Raw genomic sequence first — 21,852 nt, forward strand, 5'->3', positions numbered from 1 at the left:
TTATTCCTTACCAGGGCCAGAAGTTGTTGACGAGATCGGGGATGTACCTGACGATTCCCTCGGCCGCACCTTGAACCGCTTCGCCAGGATTGGTCATCATGAAGTCCCAGGTTGTCTGCACACCCTCTGGACTGAAGTCGGCCTGCCGGGCGAGGTCGACGACATCGAATATCTGCGCGGCAGCAACGCCGGCGAGGTACGGTACCGGCCCGGCTTTTATCACCATGCTCTTCATCGAGCCGGACGCAGCATCAACGAAGCCGCCACCGGCCGCCCATAGCTTGTCCGTAAGTGAGACATTCGGGTCGATAAAGGTGTCGGCCAGGCTGATCCCGGTGACCACCTCACCGAGACCGGGTACCTTGCTCGCGAAGAAGCCAACGTCGAACACATCCAGAACCGGAATGCCCGCAAACGGCTTTGCGCCCATCACCGTGTCGTTGAGCCACGAGAATGGGTGCTGACCACGTCCTGTGCCGATCGGGGCTGCGTGCCCCCAGTTGACACCGGGACTCATTCCAGGTGCGCCGTCAACCGCACTGGCGCGCTCCTGATCATCGGCGTTGCTGCGCAGGGCGCGAGCCCCACTGCGAAGCAGTTCGGCGGCGACATGGATGCGACGGGAGTGCTCCGAGTTCCACTGCAGGCGGAACTGGGTGGCGAACGGCCCGACCCAGGCGCTGATCTGGATTGCATTGCCTACCGTCATGCGGTTGGCATCCAGCTGATCTGCCGTTCGATCGAACTGGGCCGCGAGCGACCGCAGTTCGGCGACATCGGCGCCGTACATCGACATGGTGACTCCTTCGCGTCAGGGGCCCTGTCCAGGAGGGCCGGCCCCCCGAGATGGGCTTGAGGCGGGCCGGTTGCTCCCGGCCCGCCGCGCTGCCTCAGTTGGCGTTGCTGACCTGCTCCTGCGCGGCAGCGTTCTGCTGGGCCTTGTTGGCGGCGTCGCGCAGGGCCTGGATGACCTGACGCAGGGCCGAGGTGTGCTGGCCCGACCAGTCGTTGCGGAAGTGAGTCGCATCCGGGCCGTTCCAGTCCGTCTGGCCGAGGGTGGAGGTGAGAGTGCTCAGAGCATTCTCGATCTCGGTCGCCTTCTGGTTCAGCTGCGAGCTCAGCTGCCGGACCTGCTGGACATCGAGGCCCCACATGTTCGCACTTGCCATTGTTCTATTCCTTTCCTAAGTTCGTGGCCCTTCGCCACGACGTTTCCTTGTTGGGTCCGAACGTACGGCCTCTTCATCCGTACGTCGATGGGGACCGCTCCCCATCCACTCGGTCAGCTATTGGCGGGTCAGCGTCAAGCGTTTCGGCGCGAACGTCGACTTGCTCTGAAGTTCAAGCTTGATGTGCGTGTTGTCCTGGACCGTGACCTGATACTGGACGGTCCCCCCGGTGATGTGCGAACCATAGAGTTGGTACGTCCCGCCGGATTTACCGTCCGAGAGTTGATAGCTGCCGTCGGGCCCGCCGTTGAATCCGAAGAGCGAGGCACTTGCTCGCCCGTCCCTCAGCGAGATCATCGTGCCGTTGGCACTCTTCCAGAGGCCCTCGATCGAGAACTTCTGGGTGCACCCGGCAACGGCGACGCACAGCAGCAGCACCAAAGCTGCCGTCAGAGTCTTCACCGGAGGTCGCGGAGCATTCCGCTGACGATCCGGCTGGACATCAGTTTCTCGGTCCACGCATTCTTCGAATGCCGAGTACTTGTTCATCTCATCACTCCTTCGCGCATAACCAGATGGCTTCCGCGTCTTCAAGGGCCAGCCTAGGAATTCTTCGCCACACCCGTCGATGGGGACCGATCCCCATCACATCCCCTCCATCGCCACTTGGAGTTTGCGGGCGCGTCCGGAGGAGATCAGGAATCCCCGTCCGACCGGGAAGTCGGCACGCCGGATGCGACCGAGCGGAGTGCCCAGCAGCGTGTCGCCGTCCATGTCACCGGGTGTCAAGAGCAAGCCCGCCTTGCCTGCCTTGAATGCCCGCGAGAGCGTGTACGCCTGGCTCCAAGCCGACGTCTCCCCTTCGCCCACGACGAAACAGCCTTCGCGCACGGCCGCCTGGATCAGCCGATCGAGGGCGAACTCGGCCTCGCCGTTGCTGAAGTCGGGAAGGTGTTCGATCAGGATCGCCGGCACATCGACCCGACCGGCGGACTCCATCCGGTCAGCCAACCGTGCGGCCAAGGCCGCAACGTCGGCGGCGCCAGTCGCCTCGTTGGACCAGCAGCTGCGTCCGCTCAGTGGCGAGCGGCGAGCGGTGAGGAATACGGGCCGGACGCCGGTTCGCTCGAGGGCTGCGGCGATCGTGCCCAGCGCGGTGGTCCGCCCGCTCCCCGGCGGGCCGGCCAGCAGCAACGACCCGCGGGCGGCCAACGATGCGGGGCCAAGGGTCACGTCGTCGACCCCGATCACGATCTCGCCCCCAGCACCCGCGGGCAGCTCACCCAACCGCACCTGGTCGGTGAGCTTTCCGATCGGCGTCGGCGCGGCCAGGCCGGCCCGCCGCAGGGTCGCCGCCAGCGCGGAGATCTCGCGGGCCTGTACGGCCACATTCGGGTTCTCTCCGAGCAGTGCGAGCTGACACTCGGTGCCCTCCAGAATCGCTCGACCGGCTGGCGACGAAGGCCCGAGGATGTCTTTGGGAACACCCATCAACAGATATTCTTCGGCGTCTGCCAGGCGCAGCACGATTCGGCGCTGGACGGTCGCGGCGATCGAAGGTGGCAGCGCGTTGGGACGATCTCCGGTCATCACCACGTGAACGCCGAGTTGGCGGCCGTCCGCCGCGATCTGGGCGAACGCGGTAAACCAGGCCGAGGCGTCGGCACTCCCGAACTCGTAGCGTTCCCGGAACACCCCTATCCCGTCGATCAGCAGCAGGTAGCGGGGCTCGGTGGGGACGCCGGCCAGCCGCCGGTACTCGTCGAGCGATCCTGCCTTCACCGCGGCGAAGCGGGTCGCCCGCTCATCGACGACGCCGCGCAGGAAGCGGAGCAGACGCACCACTCGTTCGGCGTCGTCCCCGTCGATGATCGCACCGACGTGCGGCAACTCCTCCAGCATCCGCAGTCCGCGCGAACCGAAGTCGAGTCCGTAGACGTGCATCGGGCCACCGCGCACGGTGAACGCGGCCGCGGCGGCCAACGTCCGCAACGCTGTGGACTTGCCCGAACCACTGGCCCCGAAGATGGCCACGTTGCCGTCGCGGTCAGGCTCGTAGAACACCTCTCGTTGCGTCTGGCTCTCGGGGAGATCCACCACGCCCAACGGCAGCTTCGCATCGGTCCGAGGGTTCGCCATCGCCTTCAGGTTGTAGATCGGCGCCAGCTCGGACAGCCAGGGCTTCCGCGGCGGAGGCACGGAAGCCTCCGCCGCTGCTCGGCTGATTGTCGCCACCATCCGGGCGATGTCGTTCGGACCAGGATCGGCCACCTCGACCGCCTCCGCCTCGGCCACTTCCCATGCGGAGCCGCCACCGAAGGGCAGTTCGGCGATGTCGATCCGCGGCCTGGGCGGCTCAGCAGTCGTCCAACCGCCGGCATAGCCGGTTTGGAACGGCTGCAGCCGGCCAGGACCAGTCTTCAAGGCGCCCCGGCCCGGTACGGACGGGTCGAAGTGCGCCGCCATCGGGTCGCCGAGAATGTCCGTCGAGTCGTCGGTGTCAGCCATCCGCAGCGCGACCCGCAGGTTCGTATTGGCCCGCAGGTTGTCCTTGATGACACCCGAGGGCCGCTGGGTGGCCAGGATCAGATGCAGCCCGAGCGACCGTCCGCGCTGGGCGACGTCGACCACGCCGTCGACGAACTCGGGTACCTCCTGAACCAGGGCGGCGAACTCGTCGACGATGATCACCAGGCTCGGCGGGCAATCGGGATCGCCGGTCCTTTCCAGCGACACCAGGTCTTTTGCCTTCTTGGCATGCAGCAGCGCTTCGCGGTACTTCAGCTCGGCACGCAGCGAGGTCAGCGCCCGACGGACCAGGTGCGGCGAGAGGTCTGTCACTTGCCCGACGGTGTGCGGCAGCTTCTCGCAGTCGGCGAAGGCCGCGCCGCCCTTGTAGTCGACAAGCAGGAAGGTCAGCCGATCGGGACTGTGTCCGGCGGCCATCCCCAACACCCAGGACTGCAGGAACTCCGACTTGCCGGCGCCGGTGGTACCACCGACCAGCGCGTGCGGGCCCTGGCGTCGCAGATCGAGGTAGAGCGGCGCGAGTCCGTCGTGGCCGACCAATGCGCGAAGGTTGCCCTCCACCTTGCGGCGCACCGGGGGTGAGCCGTCCCGGACGGTCAGCGAGTGGTTCTCACGCCACTTGTCCATGACCGACTCCGCCGAGTCCAGCAACTCTTCCCCGGCAAGCACGGGGTAGGACACCTGGTTCGGCAGGTCGGAATCGTCGTCCACCGGACAACCGACATCGAGCACCGGCGCCAGCGACCGCGCGAGCGCGTCCGCGACGTCTGCGCTCATCACCTCGCAAGCCACCGGGTGAACCCGTGCGCCGAGGCGCACCAATCCGGCCAGGCCGCCTGCATCGGTGGCGTCGAGTTCCACGAAAGCCCGGCATGCGGCGGGCAGCTCCGCCGTGGAGGGCGCACACCAGAGCAGGTGCACCTGGGCGTCCGGGCCACGCTCGGCCAGTCGGGTGAGCCGGCCGCGGTCGAGCGGGGCATCGTTCTCCACGACCACGACGACGGCGGGGGTGCGGGCCGCCTCCTGCTCGGTCACGGCGTCCGCACGCCAAGCCCCTCGGGAGGCAGGTGTGGCGTCACCCAGCCGGGCGTCCACCAGCCCTTCCAGTTGTGCCAGCAACGCGGTGCCGGCGGTGAGGCTGTCGGCGAGATGATCGCCGGCGAACGGGCTGTGCGCCGAGGAGGTGTGCGGCAGCCACTTCAGCCACTCCCAGTCTGGCCGGGACGCGGGCGATGTCAGCGCGCAGAGCATCACCTCGGCCGGGGAGTGCAGCGCCGCGATCTGCACCACCAGGCCGCGCGCCACCGCTACCGCTTTCGCCTCGGGCCCGGCAATTCCGAGCGCGCCGTCCCGGCTCAGGTCGGCCAGAATCGGCACGTCGTCGAGCTCGCCGAACTCAGTACGCAGTGCTTCGAGTTGATCCAGAAACTCGGGCTTGGTGTCGTTGCCCTGGGGCAGGACGACCGTATTGCGGCTGGCTGCGCGACCGAGACCCAGCCGCACCGCGAGGAAGTCACTATGTTCGCTCCGTCGCGTCCATAGCAGCGTGCCGAGTCGCTCGATGGCAGTGCGGCACTCAGCCAGTGCCGGCGCCTCGGTGTGACGAGCTCGACGCTCGGAGTCCCGCTCGGCCTCGAGTCGCTCCTGAAGGCGGAGCATCGAGGCATCGAATTGCTTCTTCTGCGCCTTGAACTGGCGCCGCGAGACAAGCGTCTGGTCAAGCCAGGCTCCGACCAGCAGCACGGGACTGAGTGCCATCATCAGCACCGCCATGATCTGTGGCTGGATCGCATAGATGACGGCGCCCATGATCAGCGGTGCGGCGAGCGCGATCAGCGGAAACCGCTGGGGCTGGCCGAGTCCCGGTGGCTTCGGCGCCTCGAACTCCCGCCCCGGGTAAGGCGGCACCACCCGCGGCGATCGGATGTGTTCCACCACTGAGCCGGTCGCCTGGACGGCGCGAGCAAGCGGGGTGATGCGCAGCGACGTCTCGCCCAGCACGACAATGTCCGCGGCGGTGACGGTGGCCCGGCTGACCTGGCCGCCTGAGATCAGCACCCCATTGGCGGAGTTCAGGTCGGTGATCTCAACCAGATCGCCAACGGTGATCCGGGCGTGCCGTTTCGAGATCAACGGGTCGCTGAGCAGGACGTCGATGCCGGCGTCGCGATGGTCTCGGCCGATCACGCTGACACCCGTCGGCAGGCTGAACTCCCTGCCCGCATCCCTGCCCGAGATCACCCGCAGGACAGCGGCGGCCTGCCGCGTCGGAGCGGCCCCGGAGGCCGTAACGGTGATCCTCGAGCCGGAGCGCAGGCCGCTGTCCACGATTCCGAGACCGGCGTCCAGACTCCGGGCGACGCCGCCCGCTTCGGTGACCTGCAGGGTGAGCGAGCTCGCCACGAAACCCGTACCGGACGGATCCGCGGCGGCCAGCTGCGCGGCGACATCAGCGACGGAGGCGGTGGCATCCGCTGCGATGCTCAGATCGATATCGCCGGCGGGTCTGCGCAGGGTGACCTTGAAGCGCATCAGGCCTCCTGGGGTTGATCGAGCAGCGCCAGATCGGCACGGGTGACCAGTCGGGCTGCGATCGCGTACTCGACCAGGCGGGCTCGGCGATTCATCGCGTGATCTCCCGGCGCTCCGCGAAGGCCCTTCACGCCGGCCCGGTCCAGCTTGTCGCAGACGTTGTCGAGCTTGCGGTTGAACCGGGTCAGCGCCCAGCCGAGCCGCTCGGCGGCTTTGGTGTTGGTGGGCACGTCGCTCCGCCCGCTGCCGTCGCGCAGCAGCATCGGCTCAGCGAGCACCACCATGATCAGCTTCTGCGATTCGGTGAACTCGGTCATGCCGATCGTGGTCTGGCCCGACGAGGTCTGTCCCCCGAGCTCGCCGAACAGCGGTTCGCTGAGGTGCACGTTCACCTCGTACGTGGTCGGGCCCGCACTGAACACGACCACGGTCTGCTCGAACACCAGTGGCAGCCGCGCCCCGGGAGCGAGCCATGAGTGCATCCGACCGCCGCGGTCGGTCACCGTCACGGCGAGTCGCGAGCCGACGTTGGTCAGCAGCCACATGTCGTTGATGCAGCCGATCTCCAGCAGCCGACGATGCAGGAACGGGTTGGCGTCAACTTCAAGGTCGGCGTCCCGCCCGATTCCGAACGGGCGGTCACGCGGCACCTCGTACCACTCGCCGCAGAACTCCACCGTGACCTTCGACTGATCGGGCGTCGTCACTTCGCACATCCTTGCGCGGGCTGCAGGGCCGTGCCGCCGTCGGAGCGCACCAGCTGAACTTCAATGCAGGTGGTGCCCGATTTCGTGGCCGGGACGGTGACCGATGCCTTGTCGGTGACCGCGTAGGTATGGGTGACGCCGATCTCGAGCAGCCGCCAGTGGTACCGGTCCCCCGTCTTCGGCTCGGGATTCTTCCAGCTGAAGGTCACCTTCCCCGAGCTGAGTTCCTTGCCTTTCAGGTCGGTCACTTTCGGTGGCCGTCCGCCGGCGGGCACCGGATCGATCGGCTGGGCGCTGGCGGTCGGCGTCCGCGGCGCTGCGGGCTGCGGCGCCAGCATGAAGCCGGCCACCCCTAGCCCTGCGGCGGCGAGGACGGCCACGGCCACCCCTACCACCATCGGACGCCGGGCGCGCGGCCGGCCATGCTCACCCCGGTCCGGCTTGGTCGGGACCAGGCCGTCGGTCGAGCCGGTGGCCGGGTCCGGGGTGGACGTGGGATCGATCTGAACACCGGCAGCGCCCCGCAACTGGGTGGCGGCCACATCGTCGATCTCGGGGCGGAGCATCGTCCGCCCGGCGGTTTCGAAGACCGGGGCGAGCGCGGCGATCTTCGGCGTTGGCGCTTGGGCCTCGATGGTCACCACCGAGCGGACGACCGTGCGCCCCTCGTCTTCGAGCAGTTCGCCGGTGTCGATGGCGTCGTCCATGACGTCGACGGTGGTCGGCTGCATGCCGCGCTCGATCTGGAGACGTTGCAACGCCCGGGCGAATGCCATCGCCGACGGATACCGGCTCTCGGGATCCCGCGACAGCGCGGTGGCGAGCACCTTCTCCACCGATGCCAGCACATCGGCCCGTCCGATCTTCGGCAGCGGTGCGGTCTGGATCCTTCCCATCAGATCGACCGTGGTGTTGGACGCGCCGGGAATCTCGAACGGCGTCCGCCCGGCCAGCACGGTGTACAGGGTGGCCGCCAGCGAGTAGACGTCCGAGCGTGCGTCACCCATCCGTCCGGACTCGACTGCCTCGGGTGGCGCCCACGGCACCGAAAGCCCGGCGGCCGCTCCGCTGGCGGTCGTTGCCGCGATGCCGAAGTCGGTCAATGCCGGGCGCCCATAGTCGGTGACCAGAATGTTGGCGGGCTTGATGTCACGGTGCAGAATGCCCGCCCGGTGCGCGGTCTCGACCGCACCCGCGATCTGGATGCCGATCCGCAGCGTCTCGGCCTCGCTGAACCGGGCGGCCCGGTACCGGGCGTGCAGGGTGGGCTTCGAGCAGTACTCCATCACGATGAACGGACGCCCATCGACCGAGATGCCGGCCTGGTGCACCGAGACGATCGATGGATGATTCGACAACCTGGCCATCAGCGTCGCTTCATTGCTGAAGTTCTCCAGCGCCCCGGCCACCAGTTCGCCCTTGAGCAGAACCTTCACCGCGACATTGCGTCGTCCGAGATTCTGCTCTTCATAGAGATAGACGTCGGCGAAGCCGCCCGAACCGAGGTGCCGGACGAACTCGAACCCGGGCAGCGCCGGCGGCTGAGCGGGTGGTCGGGAGCTCACGTCAGCCCCTCGAAGCTGAGCGTGATGCCGTCGCCCAGGTCAACTCGATCCCCGGCTACCAACATGTACGCCTCGCCCGGATGCAGACGCATCGGGTCGGCGCCGACCCGGAGCAGCACCGTGCCGTTGGTGGAGTTGAGATCGACCGCCAGCACGGCGGCATGCTCCACTCTGATCTCCAGATGACTGCGGGAGATCTCCCCGCTGGGGCTCTGCACCGTGATCAGCTGCGGCACACTGCCACCCTGCACCCGGCTCAACCGGGGACGAGAACCGATGATCGCCGAGCGATCCAGGACGATCGGAGGCTGCCCCGGCAGCAGCAGGCGTGGTGGCTGCGCGGCCGGCACCGGTGGTGAGCCCTGGGCGGCCAGCGCCGCCCGCAGGTCATCGACCATCACGGTCTCGCCGTCGTGATCAGCCCAGGGCTCCGGAGTCGCGGCAGGAGCTGCCGGCGGGGGAGGAGGAGGGGCACCGAACGCCGGAATCCCGGCTATCAGCCCGGAGGGAAGGGGCGGGGGCACAGGCGGCAGCGACCGGATCGGCGTGGGCGGTTCCGGCCGGACGGGTTCGGGCCGACTGAGCTCTCCCGAACCCCGCTGTGTCGCTGGCTCGACCGCCTCCTCCGACTGAATCCGAACAGCGGCCGACTCCGCGGACGCCATCATGGTCTCGCCGAACAACAATCGGTCGTAGTCGGACTCCGGTTGGGCGTCCGGCACCAGTTCGATCATCGTCGTCTGGCCAGGCGCCGGAGCCGATCCGGCTCCGGACTCGGGCTCGGCTGCAGGCAGGACGGTTTCGGACGCCCCAACCGGGCCGACCTGCTCGGGCGGACCGCCGACCTCGGGCTCTGATTCGGGCGTCGCCGCGTCCGGCTCGACCGGAACCGACCCTGCGGCCTCCGCCGCCGCAGTCCCCTCGACCTGCGGAACCGCTGGGTCGGACATCGGAAGCTGCGGCACCGGATCGACCAGCGGCTCGGGCCGGCCTGGAACGGAATCATCCTTGGAACTCAGATCAGCGGCGGCGCTCGGTTCAGGGGCCGGGGACTCGGCCGTCGGATCGGCTGGCGCGAGCCGGTCGTCCGGACGGTCCGGCGGCGGCTGGGTGTCGAAATCCAGGACGGCGACGTGCAACAGCCGGGCGCAGAGCACTCCATCCACGACCGGCAAGAGCTCGTCGGCCGCGTCGGCCGAGGGGTCACCGACAAACAGCTCGGCGCGTCCGACCCCCGTCCAGAGCCGTTCGTTCCAGGTCGTCACCCCAGTTCCGCTGACCAGCGTCGGATCATCGGCTCCCAGCAGCCAGAGCCGGACGGTCACCTGCCCCCGGATGGCAACCCGCACCTCGCCGTCCGGGCTCAGCGCGATCACACCGAACTCGGGCAAGCGAGACAGACTGGTGCCGAAGGCACCGACCAGCCCGTCGATCAGGGCGCCCAGTCCGCCACCGGTCCGCAGGTCCATCCAGACCCGTTCCACCGCGCTCATCGGCACCGTGCGGGGCAGCATCGCCACTCCCGCCGGGGTTACCACCCCGTACCAGTCACCGGGGCTATACCTGGTCATCGCCGCATCCTTCACTCTCGTCGATCTCCGGCCTCGGGACGGTGTCGACCTCCAGGTCGTCCAGCACCGAGGGGACGGTCGGGAACTCGTCGTCGGCGAGGGGGCCGGCAACGTTCAGCGCGTCGACCACGATCACCGTCACGTTGTCCCGGCCACCGTGCAGCAGTGCCTCGTGCACCAGCCGGACGGCCGCCGCCTCAGGTGAGACCTCCTCGCTGAGGACATCCCGCAGGAGTTCGAACGTCACCTCGCGGCTCAGCCCGTCCGAGCAGATCAGCAGGCGGTCACCGGCCTTCGCCGGCAGCAACCAGTAGTCCGGCTCAGCCCGGGAGCCTGCTCCGACCGCCTTGGTGATGACGTGCCGCTCGGCGTGCACCTCGGCGTCCTGTGGGCGCAGCCGGCCCTGCTCCAGCAACTCTTGGACGGCTGAGTGGTCGACGCTGATCTGCTCCAGGCGGCCGTCGGACAGCCGGTAGGTGCGGGAGTCACCGATGTTGATCACCAGCCAGTAGGCGGCTCCGCCCTGCTGCGAAACCGCGACGCCCGAGATGGTCGTGCCCGCCGCCCGGACCGCCTCGATCCCGGCCACGTCACGTACCGCATCACCAAAGGCCGAGTGAAGCTCGTCCAGGGTGACCGTCGGCCGGCCCACCAAGTGACGGAAGGCGCGGAGCGCTCGCTCGCTGGCCACGTCGCCGGCTTCGTGACCGCCCATGCCGTCCGCGACCAGGAACAGCGGGGAATCGGCGATCAAGGTGTCCTCGTTCACCTTCCGCCGTAAGCCGATGTCACTGCGGGCCCCCCATGCGAGTTCGATGCTCATCGCCAGCGCCACCACCGCGGTCGGCGGCGCAGCACGGATGCCGGGGCGAAGAACTGCCGAAGCCGCTGCCGCCACGTCGCCTGCAGGCCGATGCGCTTGCGGACGCTGTCGACGTCGGCCCAGTACGCCGAAGCCTCGGCTGCGGACGGCTCGCCCGGCGCGAACACCGCCACATCGGCGCGGGTGGCCAGGATCGCAATCCCCAGTTCGGGATAGCGGGGGCCCAGCTCAGCCGCATGCTCGCGCCGGGTGCCGGCAGGCTTCACCCGCACGCCGATGTCAGCGGCGGCGTCGACGATCTCATCCCAGCCCCCACTCACCCGATCGGGCAGTCGGTCGGCGGTGCGTCGTCGTCCACGGCGCCGGGCTTTGGCCGCGAGCATCAGCAGACCGGGACCCAGAATGACGGCCAGCACGCCCGCAGAGATGCCGCCGATTCGCAGCGTCAGCCACAACCAGGCCAGGTCCGGCCCGCGATTGTCCTCGCCCGCCTCGGCGTCCGGTGGCTGCGGCGGCAACTCCGCCGGCTCCTGCGGGGGCAGCGGTGGTTGCGGGACCTGCGGGCGCGGCTTCTGCCGCGTCTGCGGGGTCTGCTTCTCGGGCTTGTTGGTGGGACGCGGGAAGAAGGACACCCAGCCCAGCCCGTCGAATGGAACCTCGACCCAGGCGCGGACGTCCTTGCCGGTCACGGCGATCTCGGATCCGGGGGCGGCACCCTCGGGCTGCTGGAACCCCATCACCACCCGGGCCGGGACGCCGAGCTTGGCCAGCATCAGCGCCATCACCACCGCGTACTGCTCGTCATCGCCGATCAGCGGCTTCTGTTCGAGCATGTCACTCAGCCGGCGGTACCCGTGGCCGGGCAGCGACGGCACCGCATCGGGACCCTGACCGTTGCTGAAGAACCCCTTGTCGGTGAGGTACTTCTCGATCCCACGGACTTGGGCTGCCGGCGGCGCCACCGTGGGCAGCGCCTCGTCGAGAATGGCCTGAACCGAGTCCGGAGTCATGGCGGGCGCCGGCAGCGTCAACGCCGTAATGGAGGTCTTCGCCAGTTCCTCATCGGTCGGTCGTCCGGCGATCGCGGTGGTGAAGGTGTAGCTGTCGCCAGTCGTGACGCCCGCGGTCTGCAAGGCCGTTCCGGTGGCGGCGTTGTAGTGCAGCCCCGAGCGCAGCTCCGCCTCCCGCGGCCCCGCGAACTCCACACCGCTGAGGTAGCCGACATCTGGCACCCACACGCCGCGCAGGCCTTCAATCTGCACGTGGACTGTCGCCTGCTGGCCCTGACCGCCGCCCGGCAGGCTGCGGCCGACACGCTGGTATACGCCGGACCCTGGGCCACCCGCGCCGGACACCTGATAGACGATGCCGTCGTAGAGGTCGAGGGTGGCAAGCCTCAGCTTGGCGCCTTGGGGCAGGCCGGTAACCCGGAAGAGCACGTCCTTGCTCTTCTCGCCGTCCTCGACGTACTTGCGGAACGACATCAGCGGGCTGGCGAAGTCATGCAACTCCTGCGGTGGGATGACTTCCTCCCGCAGGGTCACGCGATCCCACGATGCACCCACCGCGGTGCTCCCGGTCGCGGCCGCGGCACCGGTCGCCAGCAGCAGCGCGGTAGCGAAGGCAGCCGTCCGGACGGCTGCGCGGCGCACCTCGTCGGCCGCGTCCAGTAGGAGGCTGGCTCTTCGTAGTGATCGCCGCCACGCCGCCCAGCCCAGTCCCAGTGCGCCGCACCCGGCCCCGACAAGCCCGGGGAGCAGCCCCTGCGACTCGCCGAATCCGATCGCGAACGCCAGCAGCAGCGCCAGTGGCAGCAACGGAAGGCCGGCGTTGGAGGTTCGCAGAGCCAGGCTCACCGCGACCGCGGTCGCGACCAGCGCGGCCAGGTAGGGCATGCCGAAGAGATGGTCGAAGCCGCTCACCGGAATGCTCACGGTGAGCAACTGCTTCCAGCCCCACACCACGTTGAGGACCAGATCGCGGAGCGTGGCCAGCGAGGGCAGGACTCCGGCAACGGCCGATTCCCGAAGTGCGAAGACGCCGCCGAAGGCTATGTAGCCGATGATCCCGAAGCCGATCGTCAGCAGGCTGCCGGTGCGCAGCCGCGTGCCCAGCACGCCCACCGCGGCCCCCACCAGAATGCCACCGCCGACCGCCAGCCAGTAGCGTCGGTCGGCGAAGACCGGTGCGAGTGGCACCAACGCCAGCGCCGCCAGGACGGCCGCCGCCATCACCTGAGTCGCGCTCTGCGCGAGCTGTTGGGGCCTCATGCCGAAACCGCCCGCATCGCCCGAGGCAACTCCTCCAGGACGGGGACCGTGAGCATCTGGAAGTCGCCGACGGATTTGCGGCTCAACTCCTCGGCAGCCGCGGCCCGGATGGCGAAGCTGCGCGCCATCGTCGGCACCCGAACGCTGGCCAGCCTCAGTTGCTCCAGGGGTGTCCGGGAGCCGGTGATCAGGGCCACCACGGACGCCGCCGGGCTGTCGGCGGCCACCACTCGCACCCGCTCGACCAGGTTGGGGCCGGCTGGGCTGGGTTCCACCCGGGAGTACCCATCGAGCAGGCTGGCCGGAGTCGGCCCGGCCAGACGCGCATCGGTGGTGTAGACAGTGACCTCTTTGCCGTCCACTTGGGCGCTACGGGAGAGCGACGCCGCCACCGCGATGCCCAGCTCGAACTCGTCGTCGCCGGCATACTCGTCGGGCCGGGTCGACACCACGATCACGAACTGGGAGCGCCTGGTCTCCTCGAACTGCCTGATCATCAGTCGATTGGTTCGTGCCGTCGAGCGCCAATGGACATATCGCAGGTCGTCGCCCGGCACGTACTCGCGCAGCGCGTGGAACGACACGTCATCGTTGGACAGGTCGCGGGTCGCCAGGCCCTCCAGGTCGCGGACGAAACCGGTCGATGAGTTGTCCAGCCGCACCGTGCGGGGGTGCACGAAGATCTCCTCCGGCTCGGTCCAGGTGACCTCGCGGCGGAGCAGATCCAACGGATCGCGACGGACCGACCGGACCGGGCCCAGCGGCAGGACCGCGCGACGCTGGGTGGGGATCGTGAACGATTCCTCGTGCAGTTCGCCCGGGTCCAGGCGCGGCACGGTGAATGCGGCCACAGCTCTGCCCACCGGCAACTCGATCTGCGACGGCGCCGTCGACCTGGCGCTGGCACTCTGCACGCTGATCCCGCCGGTTGCCCGCTCGCCCACCACCACCCGCAGCGATGCCAGATCGACACTCACCCGGTACGACGGCCGGCCGAGGACGAATCCGATCGCTGCCAGCACGCTGAGCAGCAGCACAATCGCCACGCCGGCCAACTCGATCCAGCCGAGCAGCAGGGCTGCGACACCTGCGCCCAGAGCCACGATCACCGCCCAGTACCCCAGCGGGGTGATCGGCGCGAGCATCGGTTTCGTCAGCCGCTGGACGCGGGCGGCCGGGCCGGCGAGCCGGGCGGTGAACGCACGCCAGCCCCGGCGCACCCCGGCCACTGGAGCCCGGAGCGGCCGGCTCACGCCCGCCAGGCGCGACCGGGTGAGCAGGGACATGACTCAGGCCACCGCCTGCCGAGCCTGCGGTGCGGGCACGCTGGCCAACACGCGATCGACGATCGACTCGCCGGTGACGCCGCGGAACTCCGCCTCGGGATCGAGGACGATCCGATGGTGCCAGGCGGCCTGGGCAAGCGCTTTCACATCGTCGGGAAGGACGAAGGTGCGGCCCTCGGTAGCCGCCCAGACCTTGGCCGCCCGCAGGATCGCCATCGTGCCGCGCACCGACACCCCGACCCGCGAACTCGGATCGCTGCGGGTTTCCTCGGCCAGTTGCGCGGTGTAACGCAGCACAACCGGATCGATGTGGACGCCGGCGACCAGATCGGCCATGTCGGCCAGCGCCGCGGTGGTAATGAGTTCGCCGACCAGGGACGAGCGGTCCCGGGTCGCGACATCGCCGAGGATCGCCTCGGTCGCAGCCAGGTCGGGGTAGCCGATGCTGGTCTTGATCAGGAACCGGTCGAGTTGCGCCTCGGGCAGCTTGTAGGTGCCGGCCTGCTCGATCGGATTCTGCGTGGCGATCACCATGAACGGACGGCCCACGTCATGCCGGACACCGTCGATGGTCACCCGGCCTTCCTCCATCACCTCGAGCAGCGCCGACTGGGTCTTCGGGCTGGCCCGGTTGATCTCGTCGGCCAGCACCACGGAGGCGAACACCGGTCCCTTGTGGAAGACGAATTTGTGACTCGCCTGGTCATAGATGGTGACGCCGGTGACGTCGGACGGCAGCAGATCGGGCGTGAACTGAATGCGCGAGTGGGTGCCCTGAACGGTCGCCGCCAACGCCTTCGCCAGCTGTGTCTTGCCGGTCCCCGGCGCATCCTCGAGCAAGACGTGCCCCTCGGCCAGCATCGCGGTGAGCACCAGCCTGATCACATTCTGTTTGCCGAGCACGGCGCGTCCGACGTTGGCCGAAAGCCGCTGGAACGTGTCAGCGAACCAGGTCGCTTGTTCTTGTGTAATTGCCATGTTTCTTCCTATCACCAGTCGAGAGTATTTGATCTGACGCCGCCGCAAACGGCCCAAATATTGTCATCGAACCCGAACCAGGCATCTACAACATTGATATCTCCGCGATAGGAGAGGGTGGCCCACGGCGCACCATGCGCCTCACTATTGAAGGTGCACGTATACTGTCCACTAAATCCACGGGTTATCAGCCTGATCTTGGGACAGTTGCCGCCCCCGTGCATGTTGCAGCCAGGAGTTGTCGTGCTGTCCTTCTGAATACTCACGGTTCTGGGAGGTGGTGGCGGCTCATTCGTCCGACCAGACAACCGAAGTTCGGCAGACCCAGCCTTATTCCGGTAAGTCCAGCTCTGTGACCAGCTTTGGCCCTGACTAAGGCCGGTCTTGGTCCACGAACGGTTCCCGGTACCACAACCGTCGGGCATGCCGTCGCACGAGGTGATGTCGGCGCCGTTGGCATCCACCGTCCAGGTGAAGTTGATCGAGTTGTCGCCAGGATGGTCCTGCACATTGCTGATGATCGGGCGGCCGAACGGAACGGCTGCGTTCGACCGTGTCGCAGGGCCGTCCGCGACACCCGGCACGGATGACTTCGCCCAGACCTCGAACGCGTAGGAGTCACCGTTGCGTAGGCCGTCGATGGTTCCGCCCGGCGCAATGCGGGTCCCCGAGCCCCCGGCGCCGGCCCGTCGGTAGTAGTACGAAACCTCGTCCGACCGGGTCCCGTTGAGTTCCGCGGCCGTCAGGCGGCTGAAGTTGAGGGTGACTCGCTGATCGCCGGGGTCAGCCCGCACATTCTTCACGGCCTCTGGTGGAATCGCCGACCGGCGGGGTTCCGAAACCTCGCTCCAACCCGAGTCTCCGGCCTTATTCGTGGCCTTGACCGAGAAGGTGTAGTCGCTGGTGCTGGTAGCCAGCGTGACGTTCTGGCGGGTCGACGAAGTCGCCACCTCGCGGGTCGTCCCCCCGTTGCTGTAACGCAGCGTGTACGTCTTCACCGCATCGCCGTTGGCTGCCTCGCCGGACACGGCCGGCCAAGTCACCGCGATCTGCGCCTGGTCTCCGACCGGCTTTGCGGCATCCGCCCGCGGCTGTCCGGGCGCGTCCGGCTTGCCGGCAGGGACCTCCGACCGCGACCACGGGCTCCACCCGCTGGGGTCCGGGGCGCTGTTCACAGCCTGCACCCGAACCTGATAGGCAGTGCCGTTCTGGAGTCCTTTCCAGACCGTGCTGGTGCCGGTGACGCCCGACATCTGCAGTCCGCCGACTCGTGGCGACGGCGAAATCTCCAAGTTGTAGGAGAGCACCGGGCTGCCGTCACTGTGCGGCGTCTTCCAGTTGACCTTCACTTCGCCGTCGCCGAACTCGAGAGTCGGGGCACCGGGTGTGTCCGGACGGGTGTCCGGACGTGCCACAGCCGAGGGTGCCGACGGCTCGGAGTCGCCGATCGCGTTGGTGGCGACCACCTGGAACGTGTATTCCTTATTGTTGGTGAGGCCCTTGAGCGTGCAGGTGGTGGTCGCACACTTTTGTGAGAATCCGTCCACTCGCGACGTGACCGTGTAGCCGGTGATCGGCCGTCCGTTGTGTTCCGGCGTCGTCCATTGCAGGACCACGGTGCGGTTGCCAACAGTGAGCACCAGTGGCCGGCTCACCTGGTCGGGGGCTCCCTGCACGGTCACCCGCAGCGTGCCCTCGGCATTCCGCTCGACGGCGTCCTGGATGCGGTAGCTGATCTCCATCGTTCCGACGAAGTGTGCATCGGGCGTCACGTCGAGCTTCCCGCCGCTGACAGTTACGCCCCCATCACCTGCCACGACTCGGGCGCTGACGAGGGTGAGCGGCTTGCCATCGTCGGCGAACGGGTTCACGTCGTTGCGCAACACATCCACGCCGACCGTCCGGCCCTGCTCGGCCTGCCCCACGGCATCATCCACCGCAACCGGCAGCCCGCGCTGCGACCTGGTCACCAGCACGGTCACCTGCCCCAGGCCCCTCGCCCCGCGAGGATCGGCGACCTCGACGGGCACCACGACCTCCTGGCCGGGCTTGAGTGCGGCGTCCGCGCTCACGAACAGCCGGGCGCCTTCGACCCTGGCCTGGAAGCCGGCCGGTGCCGATGGCACGAAACTCAGTTGGCCGGCGTCCTCCGGGTTGGGGTCGCTGGCGAGCTTCGCCAGATTGATCTCGACCGGCTCTTCGCCGGGAACCACCGCCGTTTTCGATTCCTTGAGCGACGGCGGCAGGTTCTCCGCCGGCAGGACCCGGATGGGAATCGACAGGTAGGCCTGATTGCCCTTCGGGTCGTCCGGGCCTTCCCCGTCTGTCACCTGGACGGCAATCGCGTCCGGGCCGTACGGGTAGTCCGCCGCGGAGGTGTACGACAACGTCGACTGATCCACCACGCTGGTCGCACCGTGCGCCGCCCGGACGGTGTCTGCCTCGGCCACCCGCGGCGTCCGGCCGGCCCGGACCAGCACCAGATCAGCGAGCGAGACCCTCAGCTCCTTGCCGGCCACCACGTCCAGCGGCGGCATCGACTTCACCGTGGGCAGCAAAGCGTCGGTACCGGGCACGAAGATGACCGCCGAGGCCGACTGCTGGTCGACGTCGGTGACCGTGTACATGATCAACTGCGGCTTGGGAGTCAGCGTCACCTTCAACACGCCAGGGGCACCCGGCGTCGCGTTGGGAGAATCGGTGGTGACAGCCAGCTTCTCGGCGACACCGTCAGGGTCCTCATCGTTGTCCAGCACCGGCACGTCGACCACGGTTCCCCCGGTGAGCTGCACCGGCTGGACGCGGTCGTCCCGGGCCACCGGCGGCTGCAGCGGAGCCTGTGGGTCGACGGTCACCACCAAGGTGCCGGCTGCTCGCGCGCCGAAATCGTCCACGGCGGTGTAGCCGATCGAGTAGTTGCCAGCAGCCTGGGGTGCTTCGACCACGAATGCGGCTCTTGACCACGTTGGCGGTGACGCCTGACGGCACCTTCAGGCCGTTCGCCACCAGTGCGACCTGGTCGCCGTCAGGGTCGGAGTCGTTGGTGAGGACGGGGACCGACACGCTGCGCCCCGGACGGACCACCACTTCGTCGCGTACCGCATACGGCGCCTGGTTCTGGTTCGACGGCTGAGCGACGCCGACGACGGCGGTGCCGGTAGCCATTGCCCCCAGGCGGTCACGCACCCGGTAGCCGAAACTGTCCGAACCGGAGCTGTCCGCATAAGCCTCGTAGGTGAGCCAGCTGTCGCCCACGGTCACGCGGCCCTTCTTCGGCGGGGTGGCGACTCCCACCAACTCGACGGAATCACCGTCGGGATCGATGCCGTCCAGCGGAATCGGAATGCGCACCGACGTCCCGCCGATCGTGCGTGCGGTGACCGACTTCGGCTTCGGCTCCTGATTGCGTTCCGCGTCGGCCGGAAGGACGTCCACCCGCAGCAGCCCTGACGTGATGTGGTCCTTGGAATCGCGGACCTCGTAGACGATGTCGACCCGATCGTCCTTGGGATCGTCGTTGGCGCGGAACCGTACCTTGCCCTCGCTGACGAAGGCAGTCCCATTGACCGCGTCGGGAACTTCTTTGAGATCCGGCAGCAGCACGATCGAATCGCCGGCCGGGTGGTAGTCGTTGCGGGTGACGTCGACAGTCACGATGTCGCCGGCGCGCACCACTGCGTTGTCCGGCTGCGCGACCGGAGCCGCCTTGTTGTCGGTTCGCTTGACGGGTATGACCCGCACCTCGCCGGTTGAGCAACGCTTTCCGCTGCACACCTGGTAGCTGAGGGTGACCGGGTCGTCGAGTCCGGCGTCTCCGATCCGGAGCACTCGATGCTCCAGTACCTCGGCACTCACCCTGGCGCCATTGGGAACGGTGACGCGCTGCACGACGAGAATGCCGCCGGACGGGTCGGTGTCGTTGGCCAGTACGTCGACCAGCGCCTGCTGTCCCGGTGCCACGAGCGCCACATCACGCGTCGCGAGCGGGTCGAGATCGCCGCCGTCCTTGGGGTGCACATCGATCCGGACGATGCCGTCCGCAGCCTTGGTGCCCTGGCTCACCAGGTACTGCACGTAGTAGGTGCCGGCCTTGGTCGACTCGAACGAGAAGGTGTTACCCGCAGTGTCGAGATTGGTGCGGACGTCGGCGACCTTGTCGTCGATCCTGGCCAGCCGCAATTCCTTGCCGCTCGTGCTGAGGTCGTTGGCGAGCGGGGCAATGGTGAGGGTGTCACCCACCGTGGTGCTGTAGCGGTCGGCATTGGCGATCGGGGCCAGCGAGTCCTTGGGGCGGACGTCGACCAGGAGCTTGCCCTGCTTCGAATCCTTCCCGTCGGATACCTCGAGCGTCACCTCATGGACGCCCGCCTCACCCGAGCCTTCGGTGAACTGGATCATCCCGTTGTTCCGGTAGACGATCCGGTCGCCCTTCACGCTGCTGGCTCCGGTCAGGTAGAGGTCGTCGCCGTCCGCGTCCTTCCAGCCGATCAGAGCGTCGAAGTTCGCGGTCGCACCCAGTTCGAGCATGACCTTCTGCGGGGTTCCTTGCTGCTCCGGTGCCGAGTTCACCCCGCGTGGAGCGATGGCCAAGGTGACGGCTGCCTTGGCCGTGCCGTTCTCGCGGCCGTCGTTCACCTGGTACTCGAACTTGGCGGACGTCGACTGGTAGTTCTCGTCGACTCTGACCTGCAACGCGGCCCCCGAGCTCACGGTCTGGACATGGACGCCGTCGGGCTCCGTCCCCTCAACCAGAGACGCTGCCAGCAGGTCGCCGTCCTCGTCGGTGTCGTTGTCGAGAACCGGCAGCACGGTGGTCTCGCCGAGACGAATGCCACGATTGTCCGGCTTGGCCACCGGACGGTGATTCTGCTTCTCGCGCTTGGGCAGCTGGAACGACAACTGCTTCTGCTTGGCCTGCTTGTCACCGTCCTTGGTCTGCTCGATGACGTCCTGCCAGTTGTTCACCAGCTGAAGATTGTCGTTGGCGAGCCAGATCATTCCGAGGGTCAACTCGTTGACGACCACCACATTGCGGTTCTGCCGCAAGATCAACGACGGCTGGCTGCCGGCGTCCTTGATGACCTCATTGCGCTTGTCGGCAGGGTTCGCACAGACGCGCACGTATGCGGCCGTGCCGGACCACACCGCGTAGCCGCAGCCCTGGACCCACACCGGCTGCGCCGGCGTCCCGCCCTGGGGCACCGATTCGACCGTGGCCTTGCCACCATCAAGCGGCTGCACGATGAGTCCGGCCGGGCCGGCGATGAGCACCGAGTCGTTGGCCGCGCTCGCCGCCTGGAGGCGTCCGTTCTTGGCCTCCGGCAAGTCCACGGACTTGCCGTTGAGGTAGGCGATGCCGTTCGTCTGGTCGAGCACGACCGGGGTGTCGCCGACCGCCGTCAGCTGCAGCACCGCCTTGTCCTTGAAGGCACCCAACTGTGCGGTGGTGGCTTGACCCTTCGCGCCCGGCACGGTGACCAGTTCGCCCTTCAGTGACACGGCGTAGGCCGCGCCTTGGGTTCCGACTGCCACCACGGAGCCCTTGCCGAGCAGGGCGAGCGGCTCGCGTCCAGCGGCGGAGAACCCACCAATGTCCTTCGCCGCCGTCACGTAGAGCCCATCGGCCTCGGCGTCGATGACGCCGATGCTGCCTCCCCGCGCCGAGACCCGAGAGCCGGGAGCGAACGCAGCTCCCTGCTTGAACACCATGGTGGCCGGATCGAGCGGGTCAAGCTTGCCGGTGGTCGAATCGTAGGTGGCGATGTCGTTGCCGTCCTGGAGCAGGTCGTACGGCGTGGGCGGCACCGGCGTGGCGCCGTCGAGCAGCCGGCTGGGGTAGTTGAGGTGGCCGATGCGAGCCTCGATAGACCTGCTGACCCACACCCCGCCGTCGTTCAACTTCACGTCAGCGGTGGGATAGCCCTGATAGGACACCGCGACGGCCGCGATCAGCGCCGTTGCCACAACGATGACCAGTCCCGAAATCCTCCGCCGCACCTTGCCGCTCCTCATACTGCGTCCCCACCTACGTGCGCCATGTTCGAAGACTTCATGAGGTGCGATCCCGACGGCAATGGGGGTATGTCCCCATCGGTCCGAAATTGCGCAATGCACATCGCTGCGCTCTCATAAGGGGGTTTAGCTGCGGTCGCCGGACACGCACCAGCGCTCAACAATCGAAACATCGCCCCCCAGCGCTTTCGCTCGTAACTTCGCGCATGCCCAGTGCCCTGCAAAGTGCAGGCTGGAGCGTGCGCAGCAGCGATCAGGTTGGACCACACGCAGGTCGGGCCCTGACCACGCGAGTGCACGCTAGCGCACTCAGCGAAGCGCCATGCGCAGGTTCACGGCGGGTAGAGCGACAGTTGAGTCCCCCTACGCGACCGTCTCCCCTTCCGGCGTGAACGCGCTCAACTCGCTGC

13 protein-coding genes are annotated in these 21,852 nt (G+C 67.9%); all 13 read right to left on the reverse strand.

What is annotated here, in order from left to right; all coding sequences use genetic code 11:
• Window positions 1–7 precede the first annotated feature (7 nt).
• Window positions 8–796, reverse strand: coding sequence for a WXG100 family type VII secretion target (locus QM711_RS08710; protein ID WP_415098325.1), 789 nt, complete (start codon window positions 794–796; stop codon window positions 8–10).
• A 94-nt stretch (window positions 797–890) separates the two neighbouring features.
• Complete coding sequence (locus QM711_RS08715) at window positions 891–1,169, reverse strand: WXG100 family type VII secretion target (RefSeq protein ID WP_415098327.1); 279 nt, start codon at window positions 1,167–1,169, stop codon at window positions 891–893.
• Window positions 1,170–1,286: 117 nt separating this feature from the next.
• Window positions 1,287–1,718 carry a hypothetical protein gene (locus QM711_RS08720; protein ID WP_415098329.1) on the reverse strand — a complete coding sequence of 144 codons (432 nt, stop codon included), beginning with the start codon at window positions 1,716–1,718 and terminating at the stop codon, window positions 1,287–1,289.
• A 96-nt stretch (window positions 1,719–1,814) separates the two neighbouring features.
• Window positions 1,815–6,230 carry an FtsK/SpoIIIE domain-containing protein gene (locus tag QM711_RS08725; RefSeq protein WP_415098331.1) on the reverse strand — a complete coding sequence of 1,472 codons (4,416 nt, stop codon included), beginning with the start codon at window positions 6,228–6,230 and terminating at the stop codon, window positions 1,815–1,817.
• Window positions 6,230–6,937: a hypothetical protein gene (locus QM711_RS08730; RefSeq protein WP_415098333.1), complete on the reverse strand. Its 708-nt coding sequence runs from the start codon at window positions 6,935–6,937 to the stop codon at window positions 6,230–6,232. Before QM711_RS08730 ends, QM711_RS08725 begins: the two co-directional genes overlap by 1 nt.
• Window positions 6,934–8,502 carry a serine/threonine-protein kinase gene (locus QM711_RS08735; RefSeq protein ID WP_415098335.1) on the reverse strand — a complete coding sequence of 523 codons (1,569 nt, stop codon included), beginning with the start codon at window positions 8,500–8,502 and terminating at the stop codon, window positions 6,934–6,936. The genes QM711_RS08730 and QM711_RS08735 overlap by 4 nt, the downstream gene beginning before the upstream one ends.
• Window positions 8,499–10,073: an FHA domain-containing protein gene (locus tag QM711_RS08740; protein ID WP_415098337.1), complete on the reverse strand. Its 1,575-nt coding sequence runs from the start codon at window positions 10,071–10,073 to the stop codon at window positions 8,499–8,501. Before QM711_RS08740 ends, QM711_RS08735 begins: the two co-directional genes overlap by 4 nt.
• Window positions 10,060–10,896, reverse strand: coding sequence for a PP2C family protein-serine/threonine phosphatase (locus QM711_RS08745; protein ID WP_415098339.1), 837 nt, complete (start codon window positions 10,894–10,896; stop codon window positions 10,060–10,062). The genes QM711_RS08740 and QM711_RS08745 overlap by 14 nt, the downstream gene beginning before the upstream one ends.
• Window positions 10,893–13,166 (reverse strand): transglutaminaseTgpA domain-containing protein, encoded by a 2,274-nt coding sequence (locus QM711_RS08750; protein ID WP_415098341.1) that lies wholly within the window; start codon window positions 13,164–13,166, stop codon window positions 10,893–10,895. The genes QM711_RS08745 and QM711_RS08750 overlap by 4 nt, the downstream gene beginning before the upstream one ends.
• Window positions 13,163–14,452 carry a DUF58 domain-containing protein gene (locus QM711_RS08755; RefSeq protein WP_415098343.1) on the reverse strand — a complete coding sequence of 430 codons (1,290 nt, stop codon included), beginning with the start codon at window positions 14,450–14,452 and terminating at the stop codon, window positions 13,163–13,165. The genes QM711_RS08750 and QM711_RS08755 overlap by 4 nt, the downstream gene beginning before the upstream one ends.
• Before the next feature lie 3 nt (window positions 14,453–14,455).
• Entirely contained in the window at window positions 14,456–15,430 is a 975-nt protein-coding gene (locus QM711_RS08760) for an AAA family ATPase (protein WP_415098345.1), read from the reverse strand.
• 11 nt (window positions 15,431–15,441) lie between these two features.
• On the reverse strand, window positions 15,442–18,057 hold the full coding sequence (locus QM711_RS08765; RefSeq protein WP_415098647.1) for a fibronectin type III domain-containing protein: 2,616 nt from the start codon (window positions 18,055–18,057) through the stop codon (window positions 15,442–15,444).
• 112 nt (window positions 18,058–18,169) lie between these two features.
• Complete coding sequence (locus tag QM711_RS08770) at window positions 18,170–21,442, reverse strand: Ig-like domain-containing protein (protein ID WP_415098347.1); 3,273 nt, start codon at window positions 21,440–21,442, stop codon at window positions 18,170–18,172.
• Window positions 21,443–21,852 lie beyond the last annotated feature (410 nt).

Source organism: Micropruina sp. (assembly GCF_047602385.1).
Classification (GTDB): Bacteria; Actinomycetota; Actinomycetes; order Propionibacteriales; family Propionibacteriaceae; genus Micropruina.

Excerpts from the sequence above, each read along its gene's own strand:
- QM711_RS08710 (WP_415098325.1), bottom strand. The coding sequence starts at position 796 with ATGTCGATGTACGGCGCCGATGTCGCCGAACTGCGGTCGCTCGCGGCC.
- QM711_RS08715 (WP_415098327.1), bottom strand. The coding sequence starts at position 1,169 with ATGGCAAGTGCGAACATGTGGGGCCTCGATGTCCAGCAGGTCCGGCAG.
- QM711_RS08720 (WP_415098329.1), bottom strand. The coding sequence starts at position 1,718 with ATGAACAAGTACTCGGCATTCGAAGAATGCGTGGACCGAGAAACTGAT.
- QM711_RS08725 (WP_415098331.1), bottom strand. The coding sequence starts at position 6,230 with ATGCGCTTCAAGGTCACCCTGCGCAGACCCGCCGGCGATATCGATCTG.
- QM711_RS08740 (WP_415098337.1), bottom strand. The coding sequence starts at position 10,073 with ATGACCAGGTATAGCCCCGGTGACTGGTACGGGGTGGTAACCCCGGCG.
- QM711_RS08745 (WP_415098339.1), bottom strand. The coding sequence starts at position 10,896 with ATGAGCATCGAACTCGCATGGGGGGCCCGCAGTGACATCGGCTTACGG.
- QM711_RS08750 (WP_415098341.1), bottom strand. The coding sequence starts at position 13,166 with ATGAGGCCCCAACAGCTCGCGCAGAGCGCGACTCAGGTGATGGCGGCG.
- QM711_RS08755 (WP_415098343.1), bottom strand. The coding sequence starts at position 14,452 with ATGTCCCTGCTCACCCGGTCGCGCCTGGCGGGCGTGAGCCGGCCGCTC.
- QM711_RS08760 (WP_415098345.1), bottom strand. The coding sequence starts at position 15,430 with ATGGCAATTACACAAGAACAAGCGACCTGGTTCGCTGACACGTTCCAG.
- QM711_RS08765 (WP_415098647.1), bottom strand. The coding sequence starts at position 18,057 with ATGTACACGGTCACCGACGTCGACCAGCAGTCGGCCTCGGCGGTCATC.
- QM711_RS08770 (WP_415098347.1), bottom strand. The coding sequence starts at position 21,442 with ATGAGGAGCGGCAAGGTGCGGCGGAGGATTTCGGGACTGGTCATCGTT.